Origin of the sequence: Halorubrum trueperi (assembly GCF_042662525.1) — an archaeon.
GTDB lineage: Archaea > Halobacteriota > Halobacteria > Halobacteriales > Haloferacaceae > Halorubrum > Halorubrum trueperi.
Genome location: NZ_JBHSXI010000029.1, coordinates 22665 through 34843, shown reverse-complemented (window position 1 = coordinate 34843; position 12179 = coordinate 22665). Strand labels below are relative to the sequence as shown.

Here is a 12179-nt window from a genome sequence, read left to right as displayed (position 1 = left end):
CACCGAACTACCAAAGCTCACATCAGATTCCCGCTTACGCCGGAGCGCAGGGGGCGGAATCCTCATATCGGTGAGTCGGACGAGCCGACTCTGCGAAACCGGGCCGAGTTGAACGGCCCGAATTCGCGGTGCGTTCTTCGCGTTTCAACCGAACGGGCTTATACACTTAAGCACGTCGGAACGCTTCGACCGGCCGCGTCGCGGCCGGCCGTCGTCCCCCGCGTCGGGGGACCTTCGCATTCATCACGAATGCCGGGTTGTATTTAACCTCGTCGAACTATCGACGCCACGTCATGCGGTTTCATTGGCATCGATTCGCACGACGGGGTTGAAACGGAAGCGACGAAAGGGATGTGGACTCGAATGGAAGACTCCTCGAATCGTGCGGCTCGAACCCAGTAATAAACAGAATTTTGTCATATGTGGACACGAGGGAGAGACATGTGGCGTAGAGTAGCCGATTGAGCGCGAAGACGAACGTACACGTCGATAAGTAGGGCACGCAGATCGGTACGATGATCGAACGAGATGGAGGGAGTTCAAATGATCGCTATCGTCGAGCGCAGCGACTGTCGTGTGTCCGGTGGGTGAGCTGCCGTTTATACCACGGGCGTTTATAAGGGAGGGGGACGCATATAAAAGCGAACGATGACGAACCCTGCAGATTCGATCGAGATCCAGAACGTTGTAGCATCGACGGGGATCGGCCAAGAGCTCGATTTGGAAGCGCTCGCCGAGGACCTCCCGGGTGCCGACTTTAATCCGGACAACTTCCCCGGCCTCGTCTACCGGACACAAGAACCGAAGGCGGCGGCACTGATCTTCCGTTCGGGGAAGATCGTGTGCACGGGCGCAAAGAGCATCGACGACGTGCACGAGGCGCTCGGGATCATCTTCGAGAAGCTCCGCGGGTTACAGATTCCCGTGGAGGACGACCCAGAGATCACGGTTCAGAACATCGTGTCGAGCGCCGATCTCGGTCACAATCTCAACCTCAACGCCTTGGCTATCGGGCTCGGGCTGGAGGATGTCGAGTACGAGCCGGAGCAGTTCCCCGGTCTCGTCTACCGGATGGACGAACCGGAAGTCGTGATCCTGCTGTTCGGCAGCGGAAAGATCGTTATCACCGGCGGAAAGCGGACCGACGACGCCGAAGAGGCGGTAGAAGAGATCGTCGAACGGATCGAAGGTCTCGGACTGCTGGGCTAACCGCTCACTCGATCGAACGGGTACGATCGGACCATATCAGAACGGACCGCCCGCCGGTTCGGTTTTGTTGACTACTGCATTCTGTTGACTACTGCATTCTGTTGACTACTGCATTCTGTTGACTACTGAAAGCCCGCCGCCGAGAACTCATTCTGTGGAATCTTCGGTCAGTACCTCCTTGACGACGCTGGGATCTTCCAGTAGCTGGTGTTTCGTGTAACTTCCCTCCGCGCTTCCACCGCTGTGTTTCGACTGCTCTATGATGTCGAGAAAGGCGTGCTCCTTGAGGAGATCCCGAACGCGGCGAAGCGAGAGGCTGTCCGATCCCTCTTGGCGACAGATATTCTCGTAGATTTCGTACACTCGACTGGTTCGAAATCCGTCCTGGCGACCGCTGGACAGCGACAGCAACGCGAGCGCCTGGAGAACGTACCGTGAGTGTGGCGTCGAACCGCGGATTAGTTCGCGAAAACGGTCCGTCTCCGCACGCTCGCGTGCTTGCGTGACAAATCCTTCGCGAACGGTCGGCTCGCCGTTCGCCTGGGCGATCTCGCCGGCGTATCTGAGAATGTCGATTGCTTTTCGCGCGTCGCCGTGTTCGCGCGCCGCGAGTGCTGCGGCGCGCGGAATGGTCGACGGTTCCAGCACGTCGTCGTGGAACGCGTCGGCCCGGGCCTGCATGATCTCTCGGAGTTGGTTCGCGTCGTACGGCGGGAAAACGAACTCTCGTTCACAGAGACTAGACTTGACGCGCTCATCCATGCGATCTTTGTACTGTATCTTGTTGCTGATCCCGACGACGCCCAGTTTGCAGTCGGTGATCTTTCCCGCCTCGCCCGCTCGAGAGAGTTGCATCAGAATCGCGTCGTCGTCGAGTTTATCGATCTCGTCGAGAATGATGAGTACCACGTCGTACCGTTGATCAAGGATCCGCCAGAGCCGCTTGTAGTACGTCGACGTCGACAACCCCTTATCCGGGACGTTGATCCCGGTGGCATCGGGATCGTTCACGCCGTCCGCGATCGTCTGGACGGCTTGCGTCTCCGTCGTGTCCTGTGCGCAGTCCACGTACGCGAACGTTGCGTTGACACCTTCCTCGCCGGCCGTCGAGACGAGTCGCTTCGAGACGTACTTCGCACAGAGGGACTTACCGGTCCCCGTCTTACCGTAGAGGAGAACGTTGCTCGGGCTCTGACCGAAGATGGCCGGATTGACCGCTGTCGCGAGGTCGGATATCTCGTCGTCGCGGCCGACGATTCGCCCCTCTCCGGGGAGATGGCTGATCTCAAGGAGTTCCTTGTTCGCGAATATCGGGTCCTCCCTAGTGAAGAGGTCGTCCGCTGCGTCCATGGGATCGACACCGGGTTTCCGGTGAAATGCGTTCCGTTTCGGTCTGCGATGACGGAGAATTTCGTCCCGACATGATGAAAGATTTCGTCCTGACATGACGAAGGATTTGAGACACACACCTGGTTTCCGGTGAACTGGCCATATGTCACCCCACCGGCGTCCAGTTTCACCGGAAACCCGGTGTCATCGATGCGGTACACAATTCTCAATACGGACCACGAACCACGCTTATATTTGCCTTCTTAGAGCTTGTATCGAAGGATACGCCTCCCGAAACGGATAATCGCGGAACAACTGAACGAACCGATCAACGTGGCCTAAGACAAGAGAAAACGAGGGACACATCGACCTGAAGCCTATCGGAAGGAAATCGCTCAGCGCTGCAGAAGAAGATCGCTCAAAACTACTGAAGAAGACGGTTCGCCAGCTAAGTGATTGTAATCTAAGCGAACACAATGCACGTCCAAGCGGGAGACCTCGTTTCCGGTGAAAATACCCCTGTGTCACAAGTAAATAGTACTATCGTGAAAACTTAATGAACGTTACTCGAAACTAGTTTATAGTTTTTATGGAAATATTGTGTCTGTCTGTTTGTTGCGAGACTCCGCTCACGGTTCCAACTGGATCCCAAACCGGACCCGCTCCAACCACCACCCCCAAATTAACCCATTTCACCGGAAACCCGGTGTGTCACTCGCCACACCTTCCCCATTGACCACGTCTGTACAAAGTGGGCCGAAGTAATCACTCGGCAGCGGCCCGTTCTGGATCCGGAGTGTCCGGCGTGGGAGCGTTCGGATCGATATCCCGATGTAACAGTGCGACTCCCGTGTCGATCCCACCGAGCGTCGATACTTCGTACGCGATTCGATACGTACGAGTGACAACGCTGACGGGCAACAGAAACACTGCGAGCAACAATATCGACGCCACTACGACGATCGCGAGGACAGCTGTCCCGACCGTTGTTCCGCCCAGCGCGCCGAGGCCGCCCAAGGGAATCGCCGCGAGCAGGAGCACGAAGCCGGCGAGCACGACGACCGTCGCGCCGACGAGTACGAACGCGATTCCCTCGACGATCGAGATCCCGACGCCGACGAAGAAATGGACGACGAGGTACACGAGAACGTCCGACCAGCCCCTTCGGAGAGTATCCAAGAAGCGCCGCCATCCTGCGATCACACCCGTGTCCTTCGCGACCATAATCGGGACGACGAACTCGTAGGTGAACCGGAGTGCGAAAGCCGCGATTAGGACGACTGCAACGCCGAGTAGTCCGATCGCGACGGTCGGTCCCGTCGAGAGCCCCGCGAAGAGTCTTGCAATGGATTCGGCGAACGCGTCGGCCGGTCGCCATCCGACCGGATCCGATCCGGGCACGGCGACCAGTACGGCGAGGACGACCGGAAGGGCCGCCGTCACGCCGAGAAACACCGAGAGGACGAACAGCCCGGCCGCTTGGCGAAGCCGGGAGAGGAACGGACGCCACAATCGAACTTCGTCGGTACGGAGCGCGTCGTAGAAGACGAGACGAAGCGACAACGAGCACACCGAGAGCGCGGCAACGAAGAGGACGATTCCGATTCCCACTGCAGCGAGGAGAGTGCCATCGAGGGAGAGGGCTCCGTCGAACGGGCCGACGGACACCGCTCCGGAGTCCGGATCTGTAACCCACTGGCTTCGAAGACCGCCGCCCGGAGCGGACGGAATCGACGTGCTGACGCTCGAACTCGCACCCGCGCCACCGCCCATCAACAGGACAAGGAAAGCGAGTTTCGTCCAGCGGACCAAGCTGAACGGAAACAGGAACCGACGGGTGGTCTCGACCGCGTCGTCCACGGCGTCGACCGCGTGCCAGCTCATGACCACTTGGTTCGGCGGCTACCTATTTATAACGTGATCTCCACTCCGCGGACCCACAGCCCTTAACGACGACCCCGACGAAGTGTCATCCATGAAGGTCCGCGGAGAGCGAGAATGCCGGGAGTGCGGTGCGCGCTGGTCGTACTACGAGACCGGCGCTATCGAATGTCCGGTGTGTGAAAGCGTCCGCAGCGTCGGCGTCGACGAACGTACCGCCCACACCGACGCTCACGCCCCGCTCGATCTCAGCGCGCACCGCGCCCGCTTCGGCGAGGCGCGTGAACTCCCCTCTCGGGAAGATTTCGACGGTCTCAAAACCGATCTGCGCGCATACATCCGTAAGCGCGGTTTTATCAACGGCGGCGAGCTGCTGTCGTTGGACGACACGTACCTCGGGGCCCGCGAGCTGCTTGAGGCGGTCGACTGCTACGAACGCCTGCGCGATCCGACCGATCTCGATCGGGAGTACCTCTTCGACCTGCTCGCGGGTGCCGACGTCGGGGACCGGCCGGCAGCCGCGGACGTCCCCGAATCCCTCCGCGAAGCTCGGGGGATGGCCGCAGTGCGCTCAGTCGACGAGTACCGAAGCGATCTCCTCGCGTTCCTCGACGAACTGGCGGAGTCGGTCAAAGAGCACGGCGAACCGGGCGAGTCCGCCGGAGTCGAAGGCCGAGATGGCTCGGCAGACGAAGAGCGGACCGTCTCAGTCGGCGGCGACGCCGCTGGCGCTCGAATCCGCCCTGCCCGCGAGATTCTCGAACTGATCCGCGACCGGACGAAGCGCGTAGAGGCGCTCAACGGCGACGTATCACCAGAGGATGCTGACGGGCTCGTCGGTGCCGCAAACGACGTCGGCATGTACGTCAGAACCGGAAGCGAATCGGATCTCCAACGTGCGCGACGGCGTCTCCCCGACGAGGGGACGTGAGAGGCTTGCAACCGTCGGAATCGTCGTAGTCGCGCGTCACCCGCACTATCGCCCGATCTCCTCCAGTCGACACCACAACCACTGCTGTCACCGCTGTCGACTCTACAGCCACTCCCTTCGCCTCAACAGGTACCGTCACCACCCGTACCCACAGGTACCGTCACCACCCGTACCCACAGGTACCGTCACCACCCCCGCTCCGGCAACCACGGAATCACCCGTGATACTCGCGGGATCAGGTTCAAATTCGGGCCCACGGACACAGACGTATGCCGCGTTTCGACGTCCACGACCACCGCCACGCGTTAAAACAACTGAAGGACACCGGCGCTACGAGCCTCTGGGAGAATCGCAACGCCGTCGCGTGCCCGGTGTGTGACGCTCCCTTCGACCGACTTTTTACCACTCGGGAGACGGAAATGCAATTTCCCGAGAACGACGGCTCACGATTCTGTTTGCTCCGCGACGACGACGCGGTCCACCTGTTCCGGCACTAATCCCGTCGCAGTCGCGGAGTTCGTTCGATAGATCAGTCGTCTCCGTCCGATAGATCAGTCGTCTCCGTCCGATAGATCAGTCGTCTCCGTCCGATAGATCAGTCGTCTCCGACCGGATCGACATCTGGGTTGGGATCGCCGATGTACCGCTCCCTCCACGTTCCTCTCGTGAACCACGCGACGCCGATAACCGCGCCGAGGACGTTCCCGAGCGCCATCCCAACCCAAACTCCAGTCTCGCCCCACCCGGCGACGAAGACGAGGTATCCCACGCTGGCGACGCGACCCACCCACAGCGTGAGTATGGAGATCACCATCGCCGTTTTCGTGTTTCCGGCCCCCCGGAACGCGCCGAGGATCACCTGCGAGACGCCGATGAAGGCGAACTCCACCGATCGGATCCGGACGTATTCGACCGCGTACGAAACGGTTTCGGGTGCATCGGGTACGTCGCCGAGGAACGCCCCGACTATCGGCTCGGTGAACGTTACGGCGACGACGGCGACGAGGAACATCACCCCGGCACCGGTCCCGGCCGCGAGCTTGACTGCTCGGGCTGCGCGGTCCGCTCGATCCGCGCCGAGATTCTGTCCGACCATCGTATCGATCGCTCGCCCGAGTCCCATCGCCGGCAGGAACACGAGAGAGATGAGCCGGTTTCCGAGCCCGTACGCCGCGACGATCGGCGGCGAGAACGTCACGATCATCGCCGTGAGGGTGATCATCGCGAGCGCGCTCGTCGTCTGTTCGACGCTGGAGGGAAGCCCGAGCCGGAAGATGTCCTCGATGAACCCGAGATCCGGCTTGAGGTGGGCCACGCTCACCGTCGGACCGAGGCCCGTCTCGAACAGCAGCCACATCCCGATCGCCGTCGCGACTCCGCGGGAGAATATCGTCGCCAGTGCGGCTCCCTCGATCCCGTAGCCCGTGAATCCGGTCGCCGCGAACAGCGAGGCCTCCAACGCGACAGGATCGAGGGCGGCGACGAACGGGACACCGGAGAGCCACTCGAACAGCGGATTGTCAGCGAATCCGAATATCAAGAACGGGTCCAGGAGGACGTTCAGGAAGACGGAGACGATCATCACCGCCATCGGCGTCCGCGTGTCTCCGTACCCGCGCATCAGCGCGGAGAAGACGAAGAAGCCGAACATCAGCGGGATGCCGGCGAAAATGACCTCCATGTAGTCTGCCGCGAGCGGGATCACCGTCGCCGCCGTGTCGGGATCGCTCGGAAGGACCTCCAGTGCAGGACGGGTGTAAAAGTACCCGCCGATGCCGATGAATAGGGACAGCACGGCGACGCTGAAGATAGTCTGTCCGGCGACGAGCCCGGCAGACCGATCGCCATCCGCGCCGGTGTACTGCGCGACCAGTATCGCTCCCGCAGTGGTGAACCCACCGGCGACGGCGATGAGCAGGAATATCAGCGGGAACGCGAGGCTGATCGCACCAACGGCCTCAGCCGATAGTCGCCCGAGATAGAGCGTGTCGACGACGTTGTACGTCACCTGCAACAACTGAATGACCACGATCGGCCACGCGAGATCGAACAGCGGCCGAATGAGGCTCCCCTCCGTGATCGACTCGGCCGAGGTTTGATCGTCGGTGTCGCGGTCGCGGTCCTCGTCGGTGTCGCGATCGCAGTCCTCGTCGGTGTCGCGATCGCAGTCCTCGTCGATGCCATCACCGCCGCGGCCGTCACGACCGTCGTCGACGTCGCATCTGCCACGGTAGTCGTCGGCACCGGGTTCGGGAGCCGAATCCCGCGGGTCCTCGGAGGGCTCGTCGGTCACTGATTTATAAGTGAAGGGCTCGATCCATCAGCGTTCCGATTCCGGACGTACGTGGACAAATCACCGGGCTCGGCGAACGATCCGCTCTCACGTCGGTCGTCCGCCGCCGTCACCGCTTCCGAGGTCGCTGCGCCGGGTATCGTCACCGTCTCCGGCAGCATCGTCGTCAACATCGTCTCCGGCAGCGTCGCCGAGGCCACCGTTCTCTGCGGCATCGCTGGCGACATCGCCACCCGCGGTATCGTCGTCAACACCGGCCGAGGACACCTCGTTCGTCACTCCCTCCGACTCGCCGCCGGGGCGATGTCCCGCACGCTCGCCGTCGGGCCGCGTGTCGTCGGGTCCGCCGATCCGCGCAATTCCGGACGTGTCGTCGAAGACGAGGTGCCGGTGCGGGTACGCCATCTCGACTTCCGCGTCCGCAACTCGCTCGCGGATCCGCGTGTTCACGTCCGACTGCACCTTGGCGAGCTTGTACGGTTTCTTCACCCAGTAGCGAAGCCGCAACAGCACGCCGTCGTCGCCGAATTCGTGGAGCCGGCAGTCGGGACTCGCCGTATACCGCGCGACGCCAACGCGGATGTCGGGACCGCCGTCGATGACCGACTCGCAATCCCGCGCCGCACGTTCGATCAGGCGGCGGGCCTCGGCAACGTCGCTCTCGTAGGTTACGAGCACGTCGATCGTCCGCCGCGTGCGCTCGTCCTCGGCGGAGAAGTTGGTGACGTCGCGTTCGCGCATGGTCCCGTTCGGCACCACGATGAAGGTGTTATCGAGCGTGAATATCTTCGTGTACCGGATCGTGATATCCTCGACGAATCCCGTGGTCCCGTCCTCCAGTGAGATCATATCGCCGATCTCGAATGGTTGATCCGCGAGAATGAACACCCCATTGATGAAGTTCCCGACGAGGGGTGCGAGGATGATACCGATCACGGCCGAGAAGACGGCGGTTCCGAGCAGGAGATCGGCGAACCGGAATCCAACCGCCCACAGACCGATCAGCGTCGAAAGTGTGATCGTCCCGACGCGGACCCCCCGAACGATAGTCTGTGCGACGCTCTGTCGCGATACCCGGCGAGCGACCGGACGGCCGATGAGGCGCACGAGAAATTTCGACACGAGGGCACCCGCGGCGATAGAAAAGAGAACGAACAGCAACCCCGAACCGGGGATCCCCGCCAGTCGCGAGGCCCAGTCCGCGACCGGAACCGAAATCCAGTCCGCGAGCAGAGTGACCCCCTGGAGCCGTCCCATAGCCAATTCGCCGTCGCCCACCCGAAAAAGCGTTTCTCCCCGCGATGCACCTGGGAAATCACTAACATCCCTGCGAGCGAAGCGGACGTATGTCCGACACACCGCCGTCCCGCCCGTCGTTCACCGTCGAACACGACCCGGATCCGAGCGACGTGCTCGTCGCCGGATTCTCGTCGTTCGGTCTCGCCGGACTCACCGCCGTCGACTACCTCGTCGACAACCTCGACCTCGAAGAGACGGGGCACATCCGGACGGAGTGGCTCCCCTCGATCACGCCGTTCACGAAGGGCCGACCGCGCCACCCCATCAGACTGTACTCGGCCGACGACGTGGACGTCACCGTCCTCGTGGCCGAGCAGTTCGTCCCACCGGGGATCGGCGAACTGCTCGCGACGGCGGTCCTCGAGTGGACCGAGGCGGAGTCCGTTTCCGAAATCGCGGTCCTCGCCGGCGTTCCGATACCGCACGGGCCGGACGCGCACCGAACGTTCTACGTGGCGACGGACGACTACCGAGAGAAGCGGCTGGACGGTGGAAACGTTAACGCCGACATCGACGACGACGCCGACAGCAACGACGGCGACGACGACAGTACCGGCGACAGCGCCGTTTCCATCGACAGCAGCGCTGTCGCCGACGGCGACAGAGACGCCGCAGCCGACCATTCCGTACCGCCGATGGAAGCGGGATTCCTAGACGGGACGAACGCGTCGCTGCTGGAGCGCGGAATGGACTCGGCGCTCGGCGTCGGCGTCTTCATCACGCCCGTCCACGCCCAAGCACCCGATATCGAGGCCGCGGTTCGGCTCGTGGACACGATCGACGAGACGTACGACCTCGGCGTCGATTCCGAGCCGCTCGAAGCGTTCGCAGCCGAGATCCGTCGGCACTACGAGGGGCTCGCCGAGCGGATGAAGGAGCGCGAACCCGACGGAACGTACGATCGGATGTACATGTAACTTCGCGCGCGAGCGCTTAGGATCAGACCATCTGGGAGGGATCCAGAGGTGGATCGATCCCTAGGTCTAGGAGGGATCCAGAGGTGGATCGGTATATGATCCAGTGAACCGCCTCGGAGTCAAGTGGTTCGAGAGATCGAATCTCTCTCGTCATCACGGAAGACGAAGGTCTTCCGAACGGCCCCGAGGCACTCGCCTTGATTATCTGTAGTGTAGATGACTCACATACCCGGACGCGCATGTACGAGGAGGACGCGGGTTTGAAAACGCGTGCAACTCGACTCATAGTAAAAACCTATATCGGAGGGGCGTGTCGGGCCACCCATGACCGACGATCTCCGCGGGACTCTCGACCGCGTCGGGGACCGATTCAATCTCGGCGAATACGAGATCGACGCGTACCTCGCCGTGCTGGAACACGGCGAGTTGACCGCGAGCGACATCGCCGACAGAACCGACATTCCGCAGCCGCGCGTGTACGACACGGTCCGAAGCCTCTCGGACCGTGGACTCGTTGAGCTCCGAGAACCGCGCCCGATGAAGATCGTCGCCGTCGATCCCGACGACGCGTTCGGCGACCTTCGGTCGTCCTTCGCGGAGATGGTCGACGAGCTAGAGGCGCGGTACACGGCACCGACTCGAGAGACTGAAGCGGTGTCGCTGGTGAAATCCCGATCGACGATCCTCCGCTACCTCGAAGAAGTGATCAACGGCGCGGAGTACGAGCTCGCAGTCTCGCTGACGCCCGGACTCCTCCGCCGCTTTCGCGACGACCTCGCGGCGAAGGTGCAAGCGGGCGTCAGCGTCGAACTGCTCGTGACGCCGGCGTCGAAGGCACCCGACCCGGAGGAGTTCGACTACCTGGAGGTCGCCACGATCGCCCGCGCGCGCCGCGGGATCACCACACCGATACTCGCGGTCGGCGACGGCGAGTACTCCGTGTACGCGACGCAGGACGCCCTTCGCGACGACCGCGAGCGGTACGGCGTCATCTTCAACCGCTCCGCGCTCGGATTCCTCGTCTCGGGTTTCTTCGGAACCGTGCTGTGGACCACGGCCGAGACGCTCGCGACGGACGGCGCGGACCGTCCGTTCCCGCGCCGCTACGCTTCCATCAGACGAGCGGTCAAGGACATCAAGGAATTCGACGACGACGAGTTCTACGCGACCGTCGAGGGACGAGACATCGAGACGGGGGAGTCGGTAACCGTCAGCGGTCGCGTCGTCGACCTGGCGTTCGAGGTGTCCGAAGAGGTCGCCTCGCTCGTCGTCGAAACGGCGAACGGCCGCGTCGAAATCGGCGGCCGCGTAGCGGCCCTCGAAGATATCGAGGGACAGGAGATCGTGATCGGACGGGACGGACCGCCCGCACTGTGACCCGCGGACCGGCGCGGTTCGGCTCAACCCCTATCGCCGTGATTCGACGCGATCGGACGACCGGGCCGTGAGCCGGCGTAACACACTTAAGAGCGGGCTCTATACCAACACTCAGTGGCATCCCGACAGGGCGGGCCGGGGGGCGACGACTCACCCCGTCCCGGATCGACGGAGCGTCGGACCGCGACCACGACCGAACCGGCGGGGTCTCGCCGGCGGTCGAGGAGGAGATCTGCACCGCTCTCGCTCCGGGCCGAAGCTGACGACGCTCGTCACTCCGCCGGCCGGACGCCCGAGGATCCGCCGATCCGAGATCCCGGCTTGTACGCGCTCACCGATCACTTCCGCAAGCGATTGGAACAGCCGGGACGGTACGTCTCGACGCGAACCGTGAGCGACGCGATCCGTCGCGGCCAGCTCCGCTGGAACCGAACCGACGGCTGGCGGTTCGCCCTGATCGAGGGCGGGATTCGGTTCGTCGTCGTCGTGGGCGACACGGAGACGAACTCCCCGGTCGTCGTCACCGGCTGGACCGAGATCGCGGACCGCGAGGCGGCGCTCGCCGCCCGACGGTGGGACCCGGTCGACGTCGACACGATCGCGGTCCGGGCGGCGCTGAGCGAGTCGGCCTCGACGCCGATCCCCGACCGGATCCGCCCGCGGACGGTGACCCGACCGTTCGTCGTCGGTGAACACCGACTCGAAACCGAACCCGGAAAGCCGTACGTGAGCTGTACCGACTGCGGCTGTCGGTTCCGTTCGAAAGAAGCGATCACCGCTCGCGGCTGTCACGGGCGTTCCGGACGGTAGGAGTCGGCTTCGCTCGGTGATAGCCATCCACTTATAAGCAATCTCGCGGCGTCGCCAACGCGGTTCTGTGTAGGCGGCGAGACTCCGTCGGCCCGCCGGCGGACGCTACCCATTTCCGCCTCGCGGGCGAACG

General features: G+C 62.7%; 10 protein-coding genes. 6 read left to right on the top strand and 4 right to left on the bottom strand.

The annotated features are described in order from the left end of the window. Positions 1–648: 648 nt before the first annotated feature. Complete coding sequence (locus tag ACFQEY_RS18445; protein WP_004046033.1) at positions 649–1209, top strand: TATA-box-binding protein; 561 nt, start codon at positions 649–651, stop codon at positions 1207–1209. Between the two features lie 147 nt (positions 1210–1356). Here the strand turns inward: ACFQEY_RS18445 and ACFQEY_RS18440 are convergent, their stop codons facing one another. Together ACFQEY_RS18440 and ACFQEY_RS18435 are read right to left on the bottom strand one after the other, a co-directional pair. After that, positions 1357–2559 (bottom strand): Cdc6/Cdc18 family protein, encoded by a 1203-nt coding sequence (locus tag ACFQEY_RS18440; RefSeq protein WP_379771431.1) that lies wholly within the window; start codon positions 2557–2559, stop codon positions 1357–1359. 744 nt (positions 2560–3303) lie between these two features. Then, positions 3304–4422 carry a DUF7544 domain-containing protein gene (locus ACFQEY_RS18435; RefSeq protein ID WP_379771428.1) on the bottom strand — a complete coding sequence of 373 codons (1119 nt, stop codon included), beginning with the start codon at positions 4420–4422 and terminating at the stop codon, positions 3304–3306. A gap of 91 nt (positions 4423–4513) precedes the next feature. On the opposite strand from ACFQEY_RS18435, the gene ACFQEY_RS18430 reads away from it, so the two are divergent. Continuing rightward, the gene (locus ACFQEY_RS18430) at positions 4514–5350 is read left to right on the top strand and encodes a DUF7117 family protein (RefSeq protein WP_379771425.1); all 837 of its coding nucleotides are present in this window, start codon (positions 4514–4516) and stop codon (positions 5348–5350) included. A gap of 269 nt (positions 5351–5619) precedes the next feature. Beyond that, positions 5620–5847, top strand: coding sequence for a DUF7385 family protein (locus ACFQEY_RS18425; RefSeq protein ID WP_379771422.1), 228 nt, complete (start codon positions 5620–5622; stop codon positions 5845–5847). A gap of 98 nt (positions 5848–5945) precedes the next feature. Here ACFQEY_RS18425 and ACFQEY_RS18420 read toward each other — a convergent pair whose 3' ends face one another. Both ACFQEY_RS18420 and ACFQEY_RS18415 read right to left on the bottom strand, forming a co-directional pair. Continuing rightward, positions 5946–7643 (bottom strand): MATE family efflux transporter, encoded by a 1698-nt coding sequence (locus tag ACFQEY_RS18420; RefSeq protein WP_379771419.1) that lies wholly within the window; start codon positions 7641–7643, stop codon positions 5946–5948. An 87-nt stretch (positions 7644–7730) separates the two neighbouring features. Beyond that, complete coding sequence (locus ACFQEY_RS18415) at positions 7731–8900, bottom strand: mechanosensitive ion channel family protein (RefSeq protein WP_379771417.1); 1170 nt, start codon at positions 8898–8900, stop codon at positions 7731–7733. A gap of 89 nt (positions 8901–8989) precedes the next feature. Here ACFQEY_RS18415 and ACFQEY_RS18410 point away from each other — a divergent pair, with 89 nt between their 5' ends. The 3 genes from ACFQEY_RS18410 to ACFQEY_RS18400 all read left to right on the top strand — a co-directional run bounded on the left by ACFQEY_RS18410 (position 8990) and on the right by ACFQEY_RS18400 (position 12046). Further along, positions 8990–9859 (top strand): proteasome assembly chaperone family protein, encoded by an 870-nt coding sequence (locus tag ACFQEY_RS18410; RefSeq protein ID WP_379771415.1) that lies wholly within the window; start codon positions 8990–8992, stop codon positions 9857–9859. A 324-nt stretch (positions 9860–10183) separates the two neighbouring features. Then, positions 10184–11236 carry an HTH-type sugar sensing transcriptional regulator TrmB gene (trmB, locus tag ACFQEY_RS18405; RefSeq protein WP_379771412.1) on the top strand — a complete coding sequence of 351 codons (1053 nt, stop codon included), beginning with the start codon at positions 10184–10186 and terminating at the stop codon, positions 11234–11236. A 114-nt stretch (positions 11237–11350) separates the two neighbouring features. After that, entirely contained in the window at positions 11351–12046 is a 696-nt protein-coding gene (locus tag ACFQEY_RS18400; RefSeq protein WP_379771410.1) for a hypothetical protein, read from the top strand. The last annotated feature ends 133 nt before the right edge of the window (positions 12047–12179 follow it).